A 22880-nucleotide genomic window follows, 5' to 3' on the forward strand; every position below is an offset into this window, starting at 1 on the left:
AATTAACCGCAAATTCGCAAATTAAACTTTGTGAATTTGCGGTTTTAATTTTTACACTAAAGTAAAAAACAGCATTAAAAATTTTAACCAATACCCTCCTATTTTATACTATTTTTGTAATTTCTATTTAAGTTTACGATGAAACAAATTAGCATTTTAGGTTGTGGTTGGTTGGGATTGCCTTTGGCGAAAGCCTTAGTCGAAAAAAACATCAAAGTAAAAGGATCTACGACTTCAGTGGAGAAGCTTTCTATTTTAGAAAATGAAGGAATCCAAGCTTTCTTGTTAGCATTAGATAGCGAAAGCGCTCCTGATGCTCTTCCCGCATTTTTTGAAGGAAGCGGAACACTAATCATCGCTATTCCTCCAAAATTAAGAGGGAAAAACAAAGATTATTCCGGCGCCAATAGCAATTCGTTTGTAAAAAAAATAGCAAACCTTTTACCCTTACTCGAGCAATCTTCCATTCAAAATCTACTATTCATCAGTTCGACTGCTGTATACGGTGATGCAAATGCAACGGTTGACGAAGACACCAAACCGATTCCTGTTACCGAAAGCGGCAAACAATTGTTGGCAATAGAGAATCTTTTGATGGAGAATAGCCATTTTAAAACTACCATATTGCGTTTTGGAGGCTTAATAGGCAAAGATCGTCATCCTGCAAGGTTCTTGGCTGGAAAAGAAAATGCAGACAATCCTGAGGCTCCTATCAATCTTATTCACCAAGACGACTGCATCGGAATTATCATAAAAATTTTGGAGACTAACACTTGGGGAGAAATTCTTAATGCAGTTACACCATACCATCCTACAAGAGAACAATATTACACTCAAAAAGCAGTCGAATTAAACTTGGTTCCACCAACATTTAATCATACTAATCCATCTACAGGAAAAACCATTTTAAGTGACAAACTAATAGAAATGCTTGATTATACTTTTACAAAAACACATTTATAAAGTGAAAACTAAAATTAGGAATGCATTTTCGACCAAAATAAACGCTGTCGGTCTACCTATATTAGCCTTGTCTTTTGTGTGCTTTTTTTGGGGAACAACCTGGATAGCCTCAAAAGAAGGAGTTAGACATATGCCTGCCCTTCAACTTGCGGCAATCAGGCAATTTATAGGAGGAACGCTTTACGTTTGTTTTTTCCTTTATAAAAAAGCACCTTGGCCAAAAGGAAAACAATGGAAAACAATAATAATCCTGAGCATTCTTAATTTTGCTTTAAGCAATGGATTAAGTACTTGGGGAGTAAAATACATCAGCAGCGGATTAGGCGCAATCTTAAATGCAGTTTTCCCATTGTGGATTGTAATCATAACCTTTTTTAGAGGTGAAAAACTCGCGAAATTAGCTATTATGGGACTGATAATAAGTTTCAGTGGGGTTTGTGTCATATTCTACGACCACCTCAGCGACTTCTTGGACCCTGACTTTAGATTTGGTATAATGTTGTCTTTGATTGCAACGATAAGTTGGGCATTCGGTAGTTTGTATACCAAGAAAAAAGCAGCAACCTTCAATCCGTATTTCAGTCTGGGGTTACAAATGGTAATTTCGAGCAGCTTCCTTTTTGCCGTTACAGGTGCAACAGGAACTAGCGTAAACATAACTTTAATTCCGGCAATTTCCTGGTGGGCAATTGCCTATCTTGTTATAATGGGTTCTGTTTTATCATTTATTGCCTATATCTATATGCTACAGAAACTTCCTCCGGAAATCAATAGTATTTACGCTTATATCAACCCAATAATAGCTGTACTACTTGGAGTAATTATTTTTGGAGAATCCTTAACGGTGACTATTGGAATAGGTGGTGCAGTAACACTTTTTGGATTATATATGGTCAATCATTCTTTAAGAAGGACCCGAAAAATGGCACTACAAAACAAATTATAAAGTAAAAACATCATCTATTTAGATAAAAAAAATCCCAAGCTTACACTTGGGATTTCCCTTTATAATCAAACTTTTATCTTACCAAATCTTAACTCTTTTTCCTGGTTCGATATACATTCCATCTCCTTTTTGTATTCCAAATGCATCATAAAATGCATCTATATTTTGCATAGGCACGTAGGAACGGTACATCCCTGGAGAATGCGGATCAGTTTTCACTTGGTTCTTTATCGCTTCATCACGAGATTTTGTACGCCAAACAGTTGCCCAAGAAATAAAGAAACGTTGTTCAGGCGTTAATCCATTTATTAGTCCCGGGTTTTTATTTTCTTTTAAGTACAATTGCAATCCATCATAAGCTGCGTTAACACCTCCTAAATCTCCTATATTTTCCCCCAAAGTAAACTTACCGTCTACAAATGTTCCTGGAAGAGGCTGCAATGCGCTATACTGATCAGCCAATGCTCCTGTCAAGGCTGAAAATTGTTTTAAATCATCTGCTGTCCACCAGTCCATCAAATTTCCATCAGCATTATATCGAGATCCAGAATCATCAAATCCATGAGAAATTTCGTGTCCAATTACGCCACCGATACCTCCATAATTTACTGCTTCATCTGCTTGATAATTGTAAAATGGCGGTTGCAATATTGCTGCCGGAAAAACAATTTCGTTATACGACGGGTTGTAATAGGCATTCACCGTTTGTGGTGACATGTTCCATTTTGTTTTATCAACAGGCTTATTCAGGTCCGCTAAATCTTGCTCAAAGCGCCATTTAGCCATGTTTTTTGTATTCTCAAAATAACTCCCACCATCTTCTGGACTTTTGATAACTAATGCAGAGTAATCTTTCCATTTGTCAGGATAGCCAATTTTTATTTTGGATTTATGCAGTTTTTCAACAGCACTCAATTTAGTCTCTGGCGACATCCAAGTCAAATTGTTGATTCTGCTTTCAAAAGCGACAAAGATATTTTTTATCATAATTTCCGCTTTGGCTTTGGCTTCAGCCGGAAACATTTTCTCAACATATAATTTTCCTAAAGCCTCTCCTATTCTACCATTGATTACTTGCAACGCTCTCTCATCACTTGGTCTTTGTTTCACAGCGCCAGTTAAGGTCTTACCATAAAAGTCAAAGTTGGCATCTTCAATAGTTGTTGACAACTGGCTAGAAGCTCTATTTAATAATGACCAACGCATGTATGCTTTCCAGTCATTTACTTTATTCTCTTTTAATACTGACTCTAGAGCCGTCATGTATTTAGGTTGGGAAACGATTAACGAATCCACATTTTTTAAACCAATTTTTGTAAAGTAGTTGTTCCAATTAATAGAAGGAGTCAGCTTTTGCAAATCAGCAACCGTCATTGGGTTATATGATTTTCTTCTATCTCTTCTTTCAACACGATCAAATCTTGGTTTTGACATTTCGATTTCAAGTGCCAAAATTTGTTCTGCTTGTACTTTAGCCTCTGCCGGTTTTTCACCTAGGAACCCTAACATTTTTGCAACGTGAAGAACGTATTTCTCTCTTTTTTCTTTAGAATCTTTATCTTCAGAAACATAATAATCTCTATCAGGAAGACCTACTCCTCCAGGTCCAACACTAATCACGTTTCTATTACTGTTCTTTGCATCAGCACCAACGTTAGCACCAAAGAATCCAATTCCACCAATAGGTTCCATTTCGATCATTAAAGCTTCTAGATCTTTAGCATTTTTAACTGCTTCGATCTTTTTTAAGTAGGGCTTTAAAGGCGCAATACCTAATTTGTTTCGTCCAACGGTATCTAATATTGACTTATATAAATTGATGGCCTTGCCTTGATCTGTATTTGATTTGTATTTCGGATTATTTACAGATTCTTTTAGGATTGCCAATGCATCTGCATCAGTCCTTTGTCTTAGTTCGTCAAAACTACCCCAACGGGTTCTGTCACTTGGAATTTCTGTATTGTCAAGCCATGTCCCATTCACATATCGAAAGAAATCATTACTTGGCTTTACATTTTTATCCATGTAATTAATGTTAATTCCAGGCTGCACTGGTACCGAAACATTTTGTGCCTGAGTAGCTGCAAGTCCCATAATTGCAGGTATTGCAAAAAGAATTTTTTTGTTTATTTTGTTCCTCATTTTTATTCTTGCTAAATTATTTTGACAAATATAATTAATAAACAGTATCAATTATATAAATTATTCGAGACCAAAAAGAGAAATCAATCAGCAATTAACATAAAAACGTTATAAACGCACAAAACCCGAATAAAATTCGGGTTTTGTGCGTTTATAAATTAATCAAATTACCAGATTTTAACTCTTTTTTCTGGCTCGATATACATTCCGTCTCCTTTTTTAATATCAAATGCTTTGTAAAAAGCATCCACATTTTGAACAGGAACATAAGCTCTATACATTCCCGGAGAATGAGGATCAGTTTTTACTTGGTTTTTGATCGCTTCATCACGAGATTTAGTTCTCCAAACCGTTGTCCAGGCAATAAAGAAACGTTGCTCAGGAGTGAATCCATCAATAAGACCTGGGTTTTTATTCTCTTTTAGATACAATTGCAATCCATCATAAGCAGCATTTACTCCGCCTAAATCTCCAATATTTTCTCCAAGAGTAAATTTACCATCAACATGAACACCTGGCAATGGTTCCAAAGCGCTATATTGATCAGCAAGAGCAGTTCCTAGCGTTGTGAATTGTTCTAAATCTCCGCTAGTCCACCAGTCAACTAAATTACCATCGGCATTATAACGTGCTCCAGAATCATCAAAACCATGCGAAATTTCATGCCCGATAACAGCACCAATTCCACCATAATTTACTGCTTCATCAGCTTCGTAGTTATAGAAAGGTGGTTGCAAAATAGCTGCTGGAAAGACAATCTCATTATAAGAAGGATTGTAGTAAGCGTTTACCGTCTGTGGTGACATATACCATTCTGTTTTGTCAACTGGCTTATTCAACTTGTCGATATCCTTTTGAAAACCCCATCTTGCGATATTTTTTACATTCTCAAAATAACTTCCGCCTTCAGCTATTCCTTTAATTTCTAATTTTGAATAATCTTTCCATTTGTCTGGATATCCTATTTTAATGGTAATTTTATTTAGCTTCTCTATCGCTTTGACTTTAGTCTCGGCAGACATCCAAGTTAAATTATTAATACGGTTTTGATAAGCAAGAATAATATTCTTAATCATTTTCTCCGCTTTTATTTTTGCTTCAGCAGGAAATTTCGCCTCAACATATAACTTACCTAATGCTTCCCCTACAGTTCCGTTAACAGTTTGCAAGGCTTTTTCTTCACGGGGTCTTTGCTTAATTGCTCCGGTTAGTGTTTTTCCATAAAAATCAAAGTTAGCTTCTTCTATTTTTGTAGATAATAAAGGAGTAGAACCATTGATCAAGTTCCATTTCATGTATTCTTTCCATGCCGAAACATTATTTTCAGAAAGGATTGTTTGCAACGCTTTCATGTATTTAGGTTGTGTAACAATAACGGTATCTAGCTTTGTAAAACCAATTTCTGTAAAGTAGTTGTTCCAATTAATTGCCGGAGTCATTTTCTGTAATTCGGCTACAGTCATCGGGTTGTACTGTAATCTTCCGTCTCTACGTTCTACTCTATCTAAACGTGGTTTAGACATTTCAATTTCTAAAGCTAAAATTTTACTTGCACTCTCTTTAGCCTGCTCTGGAGATTCCCCAATAAATTGAAGCATTCTAGCAATATGTAGCTCGTATTTTTGACGTTTTTCTTTTGTGTCTTTTTCTTCTGAAGAGTAATAATCCTTATCAGGTAATCCTAATCTTCCAACACCTATACTAAGTGAGTTTTTAGCACTGTTTTTATTATCAGCTCCAACTCCAACTCCAATAAAACCAATTCCTCCGATAGGTTCCATTTCAACTAATAACCGCTGCAAATCACCAACATTTCTTACTTTGTCAATTTTAGCCAAATAAGGTATTAACGGAATTATATCTTGTTTATCTCTTGCAACGGTATCCAGAATAGTATTGAAAAGATTAATTGCTTTTCCCTGATCAGTATTGGATTTGTATTTTGGATTCTTAGAAGCTTCTTTCAAAATTGTTAAAGCATCCTTATCCGTTTTTTTTAGCAATTCATTAAAACTCCCCCAAGAAGTTCTGTCGCTCGGAATTTCAGTTTTGTCAAGCCAAGTACCATTTACAAATCGAAAAAAATCGTCAGCAGGTTTCACTTTATTATCAAAGTAGGAAACATTAATTCCAGGCTCTTTAACGGTAGTTTTCTTTTGCGCTTCCGCTTCCGTTAATCCAATTATTGCAGGAATCATAAAAAGCAATTGCTTATTCAACTTTATTTTCATAATTTTTTATTGTTTAGTTAGTATCACAAAGCTATTGATAAAAGTTTTAATAAATGTTAATTTCTTACTTGAATTTACAGTTCTCAAAATCGGTTTAAAAGAGCCTACTTTTTTGTATTTTTGCAAAAATTATTTTCTATGAAGTCTATTTTTATTAAATACCGACTATTTCTTGGTGTTTTTTTCGTGCTCTCAGCCATTATCTTATACTTATTCTACACAGCATTAAAGCCAGTTAAAACACTTCCTATATATAATCCGGCAGACGTAAATCCCGAACTGGTTGACAGTACCGTACAATACATCAGCAAATACCATACTATCGCTGATTTTTCTTTTGTGAACCAAAATGGAAAAACAATAACCCAAAAGGATTATGAAGGCAAGATTTATGTCGCCGACTTTTTCTTTACCACCTGCCCTTCCATTTGTCCAAAAATGACAGCCAATTTATTTGATGTTCAAAAAGCCATTATCAATAACCCAAAGGTGATGCTGCTTTCCCACACTGTCTTTCCTGAAAACGATAATGTTGCAGTTTTGAAAGCTTACGCTCTTAAAAACGGTGTTGATGATAGTAAGTGGAACCTAGTTACTGGTGATAAAAAAGAAATTTATACCATGGCAAGAAAATCCTATCTGGCAGTTAAAATGGGTAAACCAGAAGAATTATATGATATGGTTCATACTGAGAATTTTGTTTTGGTAGATGCTAAAAGAAGAGTTCGTGGTTTTTATGACGGAACAAAAAAAGAGGATATACAAAAGTTAATTGAAGATATTAATTTTTTGAGTAAAGAATAAGCTCTGCTTACCGGAATTTTCATCGCTCTCAAATCCTATCTAAAGGCCTTCTTTTTTCTTAGTCTTAAAATAGTTCAAATAAGTTATAAAAGTGATAATTATCATCTGTTTTAGTATTATAATATGTACTTTTGCAATATTAATTCAATCTAAATAAGACTTGCGAACAACGATAAATTCACTTAAAAAAGGCGAGAAAGCCATTATCAAAGATTTTGATATTGACATTATTCCATTAAAACTTCTCGAAATGGGTTGCTTACCTGGGAATACGGTCGAATTGCTGCAAATTGCTCCTTTCGGTGACCCTTTATATTTGGATATCAACGGTTCCCATTTAGCCATTCGAATTGAAACGGCTAAAGAGATTGAAGTTGAACTAATAAAAATTACGCTTTAATGATCAACACTAATATCAATGTAGCCTTAATAGGTAATCCAAATACGGGTAAGACTTCCGTTTTTAACCAATTGACTGGACTGAATCAGCAGGTGGGGAATTATCCTGGGATCACCGTTGAAAAAAAGATAGGTTTTTGCAAATTACCCCATAATATAAAGGCAAATATTTTAGACTTGCCAGGTACATATAGCCTTAATGCGAGTTCGATTGACGAAAATGTTGTGATCGAATTGATGCTTAATAAAAATGACAAATTGTATCCAGACGTAGCCCTGGTAGTTACAGATGTCGAAAATCTAAAGCGTAATTTACTGCTTTTCACACAAATAAAAGACTTGGAAATCCCTACCATTCTAGTCATCAATATGGCTGACAGAATGGAACACAAGGGAATCACATTAAATATACCTTATCTTGAGGAGCACCTTAAGACAAAAATTGCCCTTATCAGTTCCCGAAAAGGTTTTGGAATTACTGAGTTAAAAGAATTGATTGTCACTTATAAAACCATTTCAAGTGAACCTTGTTTGAATGCTTCAGTTATTGACACAGAATATTTCAATAGTTTGCGTAAAGCATTTCCAAATCAGTTATTATACAAGCTCTGGTTAGTAATCACCCAAGATGTAAATTTCCTGAATTTAGAACGTAAAGAGATTCAAGGCTCTTTTACTAAATCACATTCTGATTTAAAACGATTGCAACAAAAAGAAACCATCAAGCGCTATCAGTTCATCAATGAGGTTCTGAAAGAAGGGCTCAAAGTAGATACCACAGTTGCAAAAGATTTTCGGAGCAAATTGGATCGCGTTTTAACCCATAAGGTCTGGGGTTACGTGATTTTCTTCGTGATATTATTCGTGATTTTTCAATCTATTTTTGAATGGTCAAAAATCCCCATGGATTTCATTGACAGTACGTTTGCCTCTTTAAGCACCTTAGCAAATGATTCACTTCCAGCAGGCGCTTTAACCAATTTGATTTCGCAAGGAATAATCCCTGGAATTGGAGGAATCCTGATTTTTATTCCGCAAATTGCTTTTCTGTTTCTATTCATTTCCATACTTGAAGAAAGTGGTTATATGAGTAGAGTTGTATTCTTGATGGATAAGATCATGCGTAAATTTGGTTTATCTGGAAAAAGCGTCGTCCCATTAATTTCTGGTACTGCTTGTGCTATTCCAGCTATTATGGCCACTAGAAATATCGAAAACTGGAAAGAAAGACTAATTACCATACTAGTTACTCCGTTTACAACTTGTTCAGCTAGGTTACCCGTTTATGCCATTATTATTGCTCTTGTAATCCCAGACGAACGTGTATTAGGAATTTTAAATCTTCAGGGTTTAACACTGATGTTGCTTTATCTTTTAGGTTTTGGTATGGCGATATTATCTGCCTATGTTTTAAACAAAATAATGAAAATCAAAGGAAAGACATTTTTTGTTGTTGAAATGCCAAATTACAAATTACCAATGTTTAAAAACGTGGCGATTAATGTGATTGAAAAAACAAAAGCTTTTGTATACGGTGCAGGAAAAATAATTTTAGCGATTTCGATTATTCTGTGGTTCCTAGCTTCTTACGGTCCTGGAAAAAAATTCAAAAATGCAGAGCAGATAATACAATCCAAAATCGAAAATACTGCATTACCTCAACAAGAACTAGACAACAAAATAGCTTCATACAAACTAGAGAATTCTTATATTGGAATTATGGGTAAAACCATAGAACCAGCTATCTCACCTTTGGGTTACGATTGGAAAATAGGTATTGCCATTATTAGTTCATTTGCTGCTAGAGAAGTTTTTGTAGGGACACTTGCCACAATATACAGTGTAGGCGGAAGTGATAATGAAGACACAATAAAAAACAAAATGGCTGCGGAAATCAATCCTGAAACGGGCGATAAAATATTCAATTTTGCCTCAGGAATTTCACTATTGTTATTCTATGCCTTTGCCTTACAATGCGCAAGTACACTTGCTATAACTAAGAAAGAAACTAACTCTTGGAAATGGCCGGTAGGTCAACTTATTTTCATGAGTGGTTTTGCATACGTTGTAGCGCTTATTGCCTACCAAATTTTAAAATAAACACATTATGTTACAAGAAATAATAGCCTTTATTATTCTAGCAGTTGCAGTTGGTTTTTTAATTAAAAAATATTTTTTTAAGAAAAAAAAATCTGCTAAAGATTGTGGTAGCGACGATTGTGGTTGCCACTAAGATATAAACCATTCCTCTTTTTACGCCTTCTGCAAAAGGAATATATAATACCTCTTTTCTTTTTTTGTAAATTCTAAAATCCTGTTAATCCAAAAAGAGAAACAAGCTCCATCCTAATTAAAAAACTCTTCTTTAATTTAAGTTAATTAATTTATATTAACTAAATTTACGTAGCTCCCGTATGCATTTAAAGCTTAAAGGTCAGTTGTTTACATCGCTAACTGTTAATTATTGGATTTAAATCTAATTTCATACCTATTCGCTTTACTCCTACAAAAGCAATTGAAATTATGGAACAATTTGAATTAGAACTAAATATTGCATTGTACAAGATTATTTAAATGAAAAGCGCTATATCATTTATAGCAGTAATCATCAAAATGGAAACAGTAGAAGTTTATCGGTCTATAAATCGTAATATCTCTGCTGTCTCAATACATTTTAAAGAATAACTAAGTGCAGCCAAAAAACACACAACTACCAACTATGAAAATAAAAAGAGACTCCTTTTGATTTCCTAAGCAAATCTTTTACAAGCTGCTTAGTCAAGTCGCCAAATGAGAATTTCATACAATTATTATGTTACAATTGATTTCAAATCAAAAGGACCAATAACAACTGATTATGAAAAAATTTGTCTTACTACTTTTAATCCTAAATATGAGCTCGCTTTATTCACAAAAAGCAATCTCTGGCTACGTATTGAACAATGCTGGCGCAGGTCTTTCAGGAGCTAACATAACCGAAAAAGGCACCACTAACAGTGTCTCTACTGATATTAATGGAGCATATCGAATTGTTGTAAAAGACCAGGCTACTTTGATCTTTAGCTACTACAGTTTCCCTAAACAAGAATATGACACCACAGAATCTGTTCTAAACGTCATTTTATCTGAAGAAGGAGGACAAAATCCCAATGAAATTGTAGTCACAGGAACAAGAGCCGCTCCACGAAGCAATACTACTACCGCACTCCCCATAGATGTGTTATCATTTGAAGATTTAAGTTCGACTGGGCAATTAACCTTTGATAAAGCACTACAACACTTAATACCCTCATTTAACACGGTTCAAACACCCGTAAATGATGCCACTTCATTACTGGATCCCTATGAGATTAGAAATATGGGACCTAGCAGGACATTAATTCTTATCAACGGTAAACGAAAAAACTTAAGCTCACTACTCTATGTTCAAACATCTCCTGGTCAAGGAGAAACTGCGGCTGACCTTTCTGCAATACCAATTGACGCGATCGAAAGTGTAGAGATTCTTAGAGATGGCGCCTCAGCACAATATGGCTCTGATGCGATAGCTGGGGTTATAAATATTATATTAAAAAAGAGAACTGGCAACGGTATAATAAATTTAAAAACTGGCATTACAGCCAAAGGTGACGGCGAAATGATAGGCGTTAGTTTAAACAATGGATCTACAGTAGGCGAAAAAGGTTTTGTCAATTACACCCTCGATTTCTCAAAAGTAAATCTGGCGAACCGAGCCGGAAAAGTTGATGCAGAAGGAGATTTTAATGATTTTATAGCAATATCTCCCAGTAACCCGGCCAGTTATGTCAATAATGACAATACACTTAATGGTACCAACATTACTGGACTGAATGAAACCCAAATTAATGCAATATTCGAAGACTATAAAGGTTCTTCTGATTACAATGCAAAATTGGCTACCATTAACCAAGGTAATGTGGCAGGAAGAACTTCAGTGGATTCATTTTTAAAAGATAATCCAGACGGCAGGAATATAAATGGATCTCCAGAAACAGCTTCCGCTAAATTCTTGGTCAATGGAGGATTTAATCTGTCAGACCAAACGCAATTGTACTATAATGCCGCTTATAGCTATAAAAAAGTGAACTCGTTTGCGAATTATAGAACCCCTTATTGGAAATCGATACAAAACCCCTTTGAAAACCCCAATATCTCGAACTGGAGTACCGCATCAGTTTATCCAACTTATCTAAAGGATTTCTTTGGTGATGGTACAACAGCCTCTTACAAAGGCTACCATCCCACTTTTACCGGCGACTTAAATGACTACAACGCAACCTTGGGTTATGGAGCGATAAAGAATGGATGGAACATTGATGCCAGCATAACCGTTGGTGGCAATACCCAAACCTATACAGTAGAAAATTCACAAAACAGCTCCAATATAAAAGCTTCTAATGGCCTAAATGTCTATCAAGAGAACAGTCCCGTTTTTTTTAAACCGGGCGCTGCTTCTTTTAACCATATTGTGGGTAATCTGGATATTTCTAAAGTACTATCAGACAAAATTAGTATTGGGTTTGGTTCAGAGTTTAGATCCGAAACCTTTAAAATTGTCGAGGGAGACAAAGCCTCTTGGGATGGATCAGGTGCTGATTCTTTTTCTGGTAATAGACCGGAAGATTCCGGTAAGTGGAACCGCTACAATCTGGGCGGTTATTTTGATCTTGCTTATGATTTTAATAAAGACTTTTTGGTAAATGGTACAGTCCGTTATGAAAATTACAGCGATTTTGGCGGAGCCACTGTTTGGAAGCTAAGTTGTAGATATAAATTCGCTAATGATAAAGTTACCTTAAGAGGATCTGTTTCTACAGGATTTAGAGCACCAACCTTACACCAGATTTATACTCAAAAATCACAATACTCATTCCTGCCTGGCCAAGCTATTCAAATTAGCGGCTTAATAAACAACATTTCGGTGCAAGCGCGTGTTCTTGGAATCCCCAAACTAGATGCAGAAAAATCAACGAATATAACCATTGGAGTTGGAGCCAAACCATTCAAAAAATTTAACTTCACCATAGATTACTATAACATTAAGGTGGAAGACAGAATTATCCTGGGAGACAATGTTGAAACACAATTTGGAACTGTAACCTGGTTTGAAAACTCATTTGACACAAGGACTTCGGGTTTAGACGTAGTTACAAATTATAGTAATCTGCAACTTGGATATGGAGAACTAGGTTTCAATTTATCTGGAAACATAACTTTCGAAAATAAAAGAATTTCAGCCGTCGCAAGTGACAATTTTGGACCTACGCTTGATGCTTTAATGTTTACATCAAGACCCAAAACAAAGTGGATTTTAGGAACAACTTACAAAATTAACAAATTCGACTTATTTCTGAACAACACCTATTTTGGCAAAGCAACATTCAAACAAGATGGGTTAGATTCTAATTTAAGAACCGAGTTTACACCAAAAATTGTAACTGATCTAGGAATGAATTATGCTGTAACTGAAAAATTTACACTAGCTTTAAATGTGAATAATTTACTGAATGTATTGCCGAAATGGAATTTTAAGGCTGAAAACACGACTGGAGCTGCTATTTTAAATGACCCAAATCAAGTAAAATCGCAATTCAACCTGATTACATTCAATGGCCGATATTCTCAAATGACCTATGAAGGATATCACTTTAGCCAATTGGGAACACTATCTAGTGTAGCACTAATCTATAAATTTTAATTTGGTTAAAAACCAACTAAAACTACCGTAATACATCATTAAAATTATAAGATATGATACTCAAACACTACCTGTTTTATTTGATACTGCTGCTCACACTGATGGGAAGCAATCAAATATCAGCCCAAGAGCAAGCTGGCGGGAAGGATTATGCATTAAAAGCTGATTTTCTATTTCGTTTTGTGGACTATGTATATTGGAAAAATTATTCCAAGGAACAAACATTTAAGATTGCCATCTTAGAAGAAAGTCCCATTACCACTTCATTGCTAAAAGCAACAAAAAACAAGAAAATTGACATTAAGGAATACAAAACCCTGAAAGAAATTCGTTCTTGCCATATTTTATTTATTCCTTACAATTGTACAACCCCCATCGAAACCATACTTTCCAATTTTTCCGGAAAGCCAGTATTAATAGTAACGGAGCATAATGGGGATGGCAAAAAAGGGGCACATATGAATTTTGTTTTGATGGAAAATAAATTAAAATTTGAAGTAAACCTAAAGGCAATAAACAAAGCAGGAATAGGAATTAGCTCCTTCTTGCTACAACATGCAATTATTGTACAGTAATTTCTTAAATTTACATTGATTCAGGACTGCAGTTTTGATGACCTCCAATACTAATTATAAAACAAAACCACTACAACGACTTCAAAATGTAGTTGTTTATAGACTTGAAAAACAAATATAAATGATAAATCTACGCAACATTTCTATTAAAAATAAACTGGTCCTTATGCAGGTTTTCACATCAGCATTCGTATTAGGGATTTGTATTACAGCATTTGTGCTAATCAACATTAAAGGATTTAAAGACAGAAAAGCAATTACCTCAACTGCTATTGCTCAGGTAATCGGCTTCAATAGTGCTTCTGCCATTGAGTTTTTAGACAATGCTGCGGCCGAAAAAATCCTAACTGAATTACAAGTACAAAATGACATCTTAAATGCAGTTATCCTTGACAAAGAAGGGAAAGTTTTTGCTTCTTATACCAAAGTAGGATCTGATTCAACTTACAAGTTCTCTGTGCCAGAAATGGGGCAAAATAAGTCTTTGTTTACAACTGAAAATCTTTTTATTTATAGCAAAATTAAAAAAGACAATGAAACGATAGGATATGTTTGCATCCGCTTTGAGCTAACGGAGTTAACCAAAATAAAAATGGATGTATTAAGCCTAGGAGTAATACTTCTAGTCGTGGGAATCGGGCTTGCTTTTTTAATTGCGATGATTATTAAAAAATACATTTCAAAACCCATACTAAACCTCGTAAAGGTTATTCAAAACATAAAAGAAACATCTGACTATAAAATTCGAATGACTGTTGAAGGAAAAGATGAAATTAGCGTACTTGCCTCTGGTTTTAATGATATGCTAGAAAACATTGAAAAAAGAGACAATGAAGTAGCCAAATCAAAAGAGCAATTAGATGAGCAAAATACTCTTTTACAATCCGTAATTCAAAATATGGGTGACGGATTAGTAGTATCTGATGAAAAAGGAAAATTCCTTATTTGGAACCCCGCCTCCGCAAAAATAATCGGAATTGGATTGTTGGATATTCCTGAAGAGCGATGGGCTGATACCTATGGCGTATTCTGGCCAGACACTAAGATCATTATGAAAACTGAAGATCTTCCTTTGGTAAAAGCTTTACATGGCGAAGATGTTGATGACATGGAGCTGTTTATTCAAAACTACAGAAAAACCGAAGGTAATTTTGTTATAATGTCAGCAAGGCCATTGAGAGACTCAGCAGGTAAAATTACAGGCGCGGTCGCCGTTTTTCATGATATTACTGAAAGAAAAAACTCAGAAAATGTTATTAAGAAATTAAATGAAGAGCTAGAAAAAAAGGTGACTGAACGTACAGCTCAATTGGCAGAAGCCATAGAAACACTTCAAACAAGCGAAGAGAAATATCGTGAAATAGTAGAAAACACAAGTGATGTTGTGCATACTACGGATTATAAAGGTAACGTAACCTATATCAATCCTGCTTGCGAAAAATTAACTGGTTATACTCAAAAGGAATTGACAGGCACTAATATTTCAGATCTTGTTGCGCCAGAATGGAGAGAACGTGTAAACGAATTCTATCTTAATCAATTTAAACATAAGATCGACGAGACCTTATATGCCTTTCCCATAATCACAAAATCTAGACAACAAAAATGGGTGGAGCAAACCGTAAAACAGTTGAGAGAAGGAAATAGGATCACTGGGCATAAATCGATTATGCGAGACATTACTGATCGAAAAGCTGCCGAGCAAAAATTAAAAGAAAGCGAAGGTCAATTGCAAACCATATTTAACGAGGCACCAGATGCCTTAATTGTAATAAACGAAGACGGAAATATTATAAGATGGAATCCAAAAGCTGAAAAGATTTTTGGTTGGTCTTTAGCCGAGGTTTTAGGAAAACCCATGGGAGATTTAATTATTCCAGAACAGCATAGAGAGAGTCTTGCCAAAGAGTTCAAAACTTTTGTTTCAACTGGGGAAAGTCCCATCATCAACAAAACAAAAGAAATCACCGGTCTTAATAAAAACGGCTTAGAGTTTGACATCGAGTTTACGGTATCTCCTGCCACAATACTAGGTAGCTATATCTTTATCGCCTTTATCAAAGACATTTCAATAAGTAAAAAACTGGAAAACGAGAAAATTGAGGCCGATAGATTAGTACGTCAAAATGAACTAAAATTAAAATTGATTTTAGAAAATATTGGTGAGGGAATCATTGTTACTGATACCCAAAAAAGAATTGTACTTTCTAATCATATGGCTGAAGAAATTATAGGTATAAAACAAGATTCTGAAATACCTACCACCCTTGACTGGTCAGCGGAGTATGACTTATATTATCCTGATGAAAAAACCATTTTCCCCGCCCAAAACCTTCCTTTAGACAAAGCATTAAGAGGCGAGTCATCAGATGATGTTGAAATAATAATTGCGAATCCCGAAACAAAAACTAAAAAACGAGTTTTAATAAGCGGAAGACCCATAGTTGATGAAAATAACTACGTTATTGCAGCAGTTGCAAATATAAAAGACATCACTTCTTACAAGCAGCTTGAGGTAGCCTTGGAGGAAAGTGAAAAGAAATATCGAAAATTAATAGGTTTCAAAAGCGATGAAAAATAACTGAGCTTAGGATACGCTTACTTTATATAAGCTATCTGTAAGAAGTACTTTTTGGACTTGATTTTAACTCCCTCTTTTGGGTATGGAAAAACGTTTATACTCTCTATGTTTCTTTTATCAGCCGGTAAATATTGCGTAATCCAGGCAATGTTTTCCTGGCTGTTCTTCCCTGAAATAATCAAAGTTTCTTCCTTTATAAAATTTTTGTCCAGATATACAGCTACCACAACTTTTATCTCGCCAGCCCAAATACAGTTGACTCCTTCTGGACAGCGCGAATCAGAAAGAACTTCTTTAAATACTAAAGAATTCCCTTTTTTCTTTATGCAGCTATTTTGCTTTATTTTCAGATAACTGACATCATTATTGTTTTGGGCAAATAAAGAAAAGCTAAAAATTAGCATCACGGCAAAAAGAATATTTTTCATTTGACTTTCATTTAATTACATCAAATATAACTGATTTAATTTAAGTCGTTTCCACAAAAAGATTACTGGCAATTTTATTCGAAATCGTCAAAGCCACTCCGTCTACATTGATTTTGAAAGATAAATCAAAACTCTCTTTGCTTATAATTTCTATTTTGGATCCCAAAGCAATTTTTTGCTTGTCTAGGTACTTCAAAAATTCAGAGGAAGTATCTTTCACGCCCACACATATTCCTTTTTGCTTTGCAGACAACTCTGAAAGTAATTGCTTTTCAATTTTGAGTATCTGTCCTTCCGCATTTGGGATTGGGTCACCATGTGGATCAGTGGTTGGGTTTCCTAAAAAATCATCCAATTTATTAATCAGTTTTTCTGACTTTATATGCTCTAATTGCTCGGCGATATCATGTACCTCATCCCATGAAAAATCTAACTTTTCGACTAAGAAAACTTCCCAAAGACGGTGTTTTCTAACGATCATTTTTGCTGCTAGCTTGCCTTTTTCTGTCAAGGAAACCCCTTGGTATTTTTTATAATTGACCAAATCCTTTTCAGCTAGTTTCTTAATCATATCGGTTACTGAGGAAGCTTTAGTTTCCATCATTTCAGCAATGGCATTAGTGCTCACCGCAGAATTTGAAACGACTGTGATGTGGTAAATGGTTTTGAGATAGTTTTCTTCTGAAAATGTCATTTATATATTTTTTAGCCCCGCTGTTGTAGCATCTCCCGATTTATAAAACAAAGTTTTTTAACTGTAGTTTTTATTTATCGGGAATATAGCGCATAGCAGGAAAAAGCTCCTAATAATTTTAATTTTTAACTATAAATAGTGGGATTGAAATCTTGTGACGCAGCTTATCTACTGTAGTACCAAAAATCAAATCCTTGAAACCGGTATGGCCGTGCGTTCCCATGACCAAAATATCGAAATTCCCTTTATTAATAATCTCCGGAATGACCTTATTAGGTTTCCCAAAACCTAACTGTATCTCTACCGTAAATCCTTTTTCTGAAAGCATATCTTTGTATTCCTCTAGTAATTTTTCATCGACTGAGGTTTCATGATCGTCTATGTGCTCGCCATAAATCATTGCTCCCACAGTTTCTACAACATGTATCAAAGTGTATTTTGCACCTAAGCCTCCTAATTCGAAAGCACTATTCAGAGCCACTTCATCAGCATCAGAAAAGTCTACTGTCACAGCAACATTCTTTTTAGCATTACTTCCCGACTCCGAAAATTTAAGTTTTAAATTATGTGGCGAATGATTTTGAATGCTGATTTTAGATTTCGACACAAATGGTTTGAAAACAATATACAGCAATAGAATCAAGAAACTAAATGCCAAAGGAACCACTGTTAACCACAGTACAATAGGGTTTTCAGAGGTTGCTAGCCATCCGGTAATTTCATCATAAACTAACTTACCATTTAAAATAACAATTATTGTAGCCACAGTCCAAGAGGCAATTTGTGTAAGGGTACTGATATGAAATCCATGCATTTTTGATTTATCACTTACAAAATGAATTAGCGGTATGATCGCAAAACCAAGTTGTAAACTCAAAATCACCTGACTTAAAATCAGTAATTTTCCAGTTACGCCTTCGCCAAAAATGGTAATCACAATAACTGCTGGTACGATGGCGATTAATCGAGTTATAATTCTACGTACCCAAGGTTGAATTCTTAAATTTAAGTAGCCTTCCATAATAATTTGTCCAGCCAAAGTTCCTGTTATGGTTGAGCTTTGCCCCGCAGCCATCAAGGCTACAGCAAATAAAATAGGCGCCCACTTCGTTCCTAAAAGTGGCGCTAAAAATTTATGTGCATCTTGAATTTCGGCCACATGATACATGCCGACTTTATAAAATGTGGCTGCCGCCAAAATTAAAATTGCGGCATTCACTAAAAAAGCTAAATTAAGTGCGATGGTAGAATCTATGAAATTGTATTTTAACGCCTGCTTGATTCCTGCTTTGGTTCTATCGAATTTCCTGGTTTGCACCAATGAAGAGTGCAAATACAAATTGTGAGGCATAACCGTAGCTCCAATAATACCAATCGCGATATATAATGCGGTTTCATTTGGCATTGATGGGATCAAACCTAATATTACTTTGTCTAATTCCGGTTGTGCAAAAATCATTTCGAAAATAAATGACGCTCCAATTACCATCACCAATGTTATGATAAAAGCCTCCATTTTTCGGATTCCTTTATTAATCAAAAACAATAATAAAAAAGTGTCTAATACAGTAATCATTACCCCTTCGATAAGTGGAATATCGAAAAGCAAATTAATCCCGATTGCCATTCCTAACACCTCAGCCAAGTCACAGGCCGCAATGGCAACCTCAGCCAAAAAATAAAGAATGTAGTTGATAAATGGAGAATACGTTTCACGAGAGGCTTGTGCCAAATCCCGTTGAGTCACGATTCCCAGTCGAGCACTTAAACTTTGCAATAGCAAAGCCATGATATTACTCATCAATAAAACCCAAAGTAGAGAATAACCAAATTGACTACCTCCAGCAATGTCCGTAGCCCAGTTTCCTGGGTCCATATATCCAACACTAATAAGGTAAGCGGGGCCAAAAAAGGCCAATATTTTTCGGAATACTGATTTCTTATTTAGAGTGGAAACCGACTCGTTTACCTCTTCTAATGATTTTCCCATTTTATAACTATTTGAGGCAAATATAATTATGTTTTTTTGTTATATCAAATATAATTTTTAGATTTGCCTAAATTTATATTTAAACACACTCTAAAATAACATTTTGAAAAACCTAATACTATACTTTTTCTTAGTAATCACAAGCCTTTCATTTGCTCAATCGAGTCTAAAAGGAAGCGTTACTGCCGATGGAATGCCATTGCAGCAAGCTAATATTGTTCTAAAAAAAGCTGCTAAAACAACCATCTCAGATGAAAACGGGGATTATTCCATAAAAAATCTTGCGCCAGGAAATTATGAAATTGTAGCGTCTTATACTGGTTTTAGATCTGAGAGCAGAAATATTACTCTTATAGACTCTACTGAATTAGTAGTTGATTTCTATCTAAAAGAAAACAACTCTCTTGACGAAGTAGTGATAACCGGAACTATGAAGCCGGTTAGCCGTCTAGAAAGTCCTGTTCCCGTAGAAGTATACAAACCCACTTTTTTTAAGAAAAACCCAACTGCCAATATATTTGAAGCTTTACAAAACGTAAATGGCGTGCGACCACAACTAAATTGTAATGTTTGCAACACAGGAGACATTCACATCAACGGTCTTGAAGGACCGTACACTTTGGTTTTAATTGACGGAATGCCCATTGTAAGCGGGCTCTCCACTGTTTATGGATTATCTGGAATTCCAAATTCACTATTGGAAAGAATAGAAATCGTTAAAGGCCCTGCTTCTTCCCTATACGGAAGTGAAGCTGTAGGCGGTTTAATAAATATCATTACTAAAAACCCGAAAAATGCACCGATATTTTCAGCAGATACATTTATAACAGATTGGGGAGAATTGAATGTTGATTTAGGTTTCAAAGGAAATGTTGGAAAAGCAGCTTCGGTTTTAACAGGTGTGAATTACTTTAATTACAGTAATCCTATTGACAACAACAATGATAATTTTACCGATGTTACTTTGCAAGATCGTGTATCCGTTTTTCAAAAATGGAATTTTAATCGAAAAAGCAATAAGCAACTCTCACTAGCTGGACGTTTTTTTTATGAAGACCGTTGGGGTGGAGAATTGCAATGGGAAAAGAAATACCGAGGAGGAAACGAAGTCTACGGTGAAAGTATTTACACCAAACGTTGGGAACTTTTAGGAGCTTATGAACTGCCAACTATTGAGAAAATGTTATTCTCCTTTTCATACACAGATCACGATCAGAATTCGGTTTATGGTGATATGCCATATCTGGCAAAACAACGCATCGGTTTTGGGCAATTGACTTGGGATAAAAAAATAAACAATCACGATTTGCTTTTTGGTACTGCTTTGCGTTACCAATATTATGATGACAACACCACCGCCACGGTCGATGAAGATGTAAATTGGATTCCAAGTTTGTTCGTTCAGGACGAAATTGAAATTAATGACAATCATAAAGTGCTATTGGGTGCACGTTACGATTACAACAACAACCACGGTTCTATTTTCACTCCGAGATTAGCCTACAAATGGAAAATAAACGACAATAATATTCTGCGTTTCAACACCGGAACAGGTTTTAGAATAGTTAATCTATTTACAGAAGAACATGCCGCTTTAACTGGTTCGCGCGATGTAATTGTCCTAGAAGAACTGAAACCGGAACGTTCTTTTAATGCCAATTTAAATCACCTGAAGAAAATATATACTAATAACGGAACCTTCATTGGCCTAGAAACAACCGCTTGGTACACCCGATTCAGTAATTCTATAATTCCGGATTACGATTCTAATCCAAATCAGATTATTTATAAAAATTTAGATGGATATGCCGTTACAAAAGGGATAAGTACGAATGTAGATATGGTTTTTAACAATGGTTTAAAAATGATTCTTGGTGCGACATATATGGATGTTTCCAAAACCGAAAATAACACCACCACTAGACAAATCCTAACAGAAAAACTCTCAGCTACTTGGGCAATTTCATACCGAATAAATAAATTGTTTCTTGACTTAGATTACACCGGAAATGTTTACGGACCAATGCGTTTACCACTTTTAGGAGACTTAGATCCACGAGAAGAATATTCGCCTATATGGAGTATTCAGAATATCCAATTCACATTTAATAAATTTAAAAACTTGGAGCTTTATGCTGGTGTTAAAAACTTATTGAACTGGACTCCTAACAAGGGAAATCCTTTTATAATTGCAAGAGCAAACGATCCATTTGATAAAGAAGTGCAATACGACAATAGTGGAAACGTACAAGCAACACCTGATAATCCGTATGCATTGACGTTTGACCCCGGTTATGTTTATGGACCTAATCAGGGAATTAGAAGCTTTATTGGTTTAAGATACAATTTGAAGTGATTTTTTTTAACATATAAGTCATGTAAGTTTTCAAGGGATAATTAGATTGTGCGTTTTTAGACATATAAGTTTTTTTACAATTATCATCCTTTCTTAAACCACATAGAAACATAGAATTTGTATTGTGGTGAAAGGCATTTTATTTAATAGAAGAGAAACATAGATTTTAATGATTCATATAGTTTAAGATTACACAAAAAACAGTTTATCTATGTGGAAAGTGAAACTCTATCAAATTCTTTTTAAAGACAAACTACTTTCTATGACTCTATGTGGTAAAATTATTTAACATAAAAGTCATATAAGTTTTTTAGACATTATTATATTTTTTAACCACATAGAAACATAGAATTTGTAATGTGGTGAAAGACATTTTATTTAATAGAAGAGAAAAATAGATTTTAACGAATGTTATAATTTAAGAAAACACAAAAAACAGTTTAACTATGTGAAAAGTGAAACATCTATCAAACTCTTTTAAAGGCAAAACACTTTCTATGAATCTATGTGGTAGAACTTTTTATACGCAATACAACTTATATGACTTATATGTTTAATAAAAAAACAGTCCTTATATTGCTCCTAATACTCATGGCAATTCCATCGGGTTTTGCTCAATTAAAGACGCATTCCTTTACAGAAGTAGAGCAATTATCTAAGGAAAAACCAAAACCCATCGTAGTCTATATCCATACTTCCTGGTGTAAATACTGCAAAATAATGGAAATGTCCACTTTTAATAACCCCGCTATCATCAAAGAATTGAACGAGAATTTCTATTTCATCTCTTTTGATGCCGAATCGAAAAAAGAAATCACTTTCAACAATCATACTTTCCAATTCAAACCAACGGGAACCAATACGGGAATCCATGAATTGGCGACAGCATTAGCAACTATTGACAAGCAAGTCGTTTATCCTACATTGACCGTACTTGACACAGATAACGCCATTCTATTCCAGCAGCATTCCTATATTAATGCCAAAGCTCTTTTGCGTATTCTTGAGAGATTGAAATAATTGCCTATTTTTGAGAAGAATTTCTACAATCA

Annotated in this window: 16 protein-coding genes; 11 read left to right on the forward strand and 5 right to left on the reverse strand. The window is 34.9% G+C overall.

Annotation, left to right across the window (positions count from 1 at the left end; genetic code table 11):
- Positions 1–138 precede the first annotated feature (138 nt).
- Positions 139–963: an SDR family oxidoreductase gene (locus BLV91_RS00735; RefSeq protein WP_091428534.1), complete on the forward strand. Its 825-nt coding sequence runs from the start codon at positions 139–141 to the stop codon at positions 961–963.
- A 1-nt stretch (position 964) separates the two neighbouring features.
- Positions 965–1909 carry a DMT family transporter gene (locus tag BLV91_RS00740; protein ID WP_091429098.1) on the forward strand — a complete coding sequence of 315 codons (945 nt, stop codon included), beginning with the start codon at positions 965–967 and terminating at the stop codon, positions 1907–1909.
- A gap of 78 nt (positions 1910–1987) precedes the next feature.
- On the opposite strand, the gene BLV91_RS00745 is transcribed toward BLV91_RS00740, so the two are convergent.
- Both BLV91_RS00745 and BLV91_RS00750 read right to left on the reverse strand, forming a co-directional pair.
- The gene (locus tag BLV91_RS00745; protein ID WP_091428536.1) at positions 1988–4051 is read right to left on the reverse strand and encodes a M13 family metallopeptidase; all 2064 of its coding nucleotides are present in this window, start codon (positions 4049–4051) and stop codon (positions 1988–1990) included.
- A 167-nt stretch (positions 4052–4218) separates the two neighbouring features.
- Positions 4219–6282: a M13 family metallopeptidase gene (locus tag BLV91_RS00750; protein WP_091428537.1), complete on the reverse strand. Its 2064-nt coding sequence runs from the start codon at positions 6280–6282 to the stop codon at positions 4219–4221.
- Positions 6283–6420: 138 nt separating this feature from the next.
- On the opposite strand from BLV91_RS00750, the gene BLV91_RS00755 reads away from it, so the two are divergent.
- The 7 genes from BLV91_RS00755 to BLV91_RS00785 all read left to right on the forward strand — a co-directional run bounded on the left by BLV91_RS00755 (position 6421) and on the right by BLV91_RS00785 (position 16360).
- The gene (locus BLV91_RS00755; RefSeq protein ID WP_091428539.1) at positions 6421–7086 is read left to right on the forward strand and encodes an SCO family protein; all 666 of its coding nucleotides are present in this window, start codon (positions 6421–6423) and stop codon (positions 7084–7086) included.
- A gap of 160 nt (positions 7087–7246) precedes the next feature.
- Positions 7247–7486 carry a FeoA family protein gene (locus BLV91_RS00760; protein WP_007136735.1) on the forward strand — a complete coding sequence of 80 codons (240 nt, stop codon included), beginning with the start codon at positions 7247–7249 and terminating at the stop codon, positions 7484–7486.
- Positions 7486–9585, forward strand: coding sequence for a ferrous iron transport protein B (feoB, locus tag BLV91_RS00765; RefSeq protein WP_091428540.1), 2100 nt, complete (start codon positions 7486–7488; stop codon positions 9583–9585). Before BLV91_RS00760 ends, feoB begins: the two co-directional genes overlap by 1 nt.
- A 7-nt stretch (positions 9586–9592) precedes the next feature.
- A complete protein-coding gene (locus BLV91_RS00770) occupies positions 9593–9718 on the forward strand; it encodes a FeoB-associated Cys-rich membrane protein (RefSeq protein WP_091428542.1) in 126 nt (41 codons plus the stop codon).
- A gap of 624 nt (positions 9719–10342) precedes the next feature.
- Positions 10343–13204: a TonB-dependent receptor gene (locus tag BLV91_RS00775; RefSeq protein ID WP_091428543.1), complete on the forward strand. Its 2862-nt coding sequence runs from the start codon at positions 10343–10345 to the stop codon at positions 13202–13204.
- 53 nt (positions 13205–13257) lie between these two features.
- On the forward strand, positions 13258–13779 hold the full coding sequence (locus tag BLV91_RS00780; protein WP_091428545.1) for a YfiR family protein: 522 nt from the start codon (positions 13258–13260) through the stop codon (positions 13777–13779).
- A gap of 166 nt (positions 13780–13945) precedes the next feature.
- The gene (locus BLV91_RS00785) at positions 13946–16360 is read left to right on the forward strand and encodes a PAS domain S-box protein (RefSeq protein ID WP_175513924.1); all 2415 of its coding nucleotides are present in this window, start codon (positions 13946–13948) and stop codon (positions 16358–16360) included.
- Between the two features lie 17 nt (positions 16361–16377).
- On the opposite strand, the gene BLV91_RS00790 is transcribed toward BLV91_RS00785, so the two are convergent.
- The 3 genes from BLV91_RS00790 to BLV91_RS00800 all read right to left on the reverse strand — a co-directional run bounded on the left by BLV91_RS00790 (position 16378) and on the right by BLV91_RS00800 (position 19472).
- Entirely contained in the window at positions 16378–16788 is a 411-nt protein-coding gene (locus BLV91_RS00790; protein WP_091428548.1) for a hypothetical protein, read from the reverse strand.
- Positions 16789–16828: 40 nt separating this feature from the next.
- Positions 16829–17482 carry a metal-dependent transcriptional regulator gene (locus BLV91_RS00795; RefSeq protein ID WP_091428549.1) on the reverse strand — a complete coding sequence of 218 codons (654 nt, stop codon included), beginning with the start codon at positions 17480–17482 and terminating at the stop codon, positions 16829–16831.
- A 118-nt stretch (positions 17483–17600) separates the two neighbouring features.
- On the reverse strand, positions 17601–19472 hold the full coding sequence (locus tag BLV91_RS00800; RefSeq protein ID WP_091428550.1) for an Nramp family divalent metal transporter: 1872 nt from the start codon (positions 19470–19472) through the stop codon (positions 17601–17603).
- A 103-nt stretch (positions 19473–19575) separates the two neighbouring features.
- Here BLV91_RS00800 and BLV91_RS00805 point away from each other — a divergent pair, with 103 nt between their 5' ends.
- Both BLV91_RS00805 and BLV91_RS00810 read left to right on the forward strand, forming a co-directional pair.
- The gene (locus BLV91_RS00805; RefSeq protein ID WP_091428552.1) at positions 19576–21828 is read left to right on the forward strand and encodes a TonB-dependent receptor; all 2253 of its coding nucleotides are present in this window, start codon (positions 19576–19578) and stop codon (positions 21826–21828) included.
- Between the two features lie 591 nt (positions 21829–22419).
- A complete protein-coding gene (locus BLV91_RS00810; protein ID WP_245709578.1) occupies positions 22420–22848 on the forward strand; it encodes a thioredoxin family protein in 429 nt (142 codons plus the stop codon).
- Positions 22849–22880: the final 32 nt, after the last annotated feature.

The sequence above is a fragment of the Flavobacterium degerlachei genome, assembly GCF_900106645.1.
GTDB classification, from domain to species: Bacteria; Bacteroidota; Bacteroidia; order Flavobacteriales; family Flavobacteriaceae; genus Flavobacterium; species Flavobacterium degerlachei.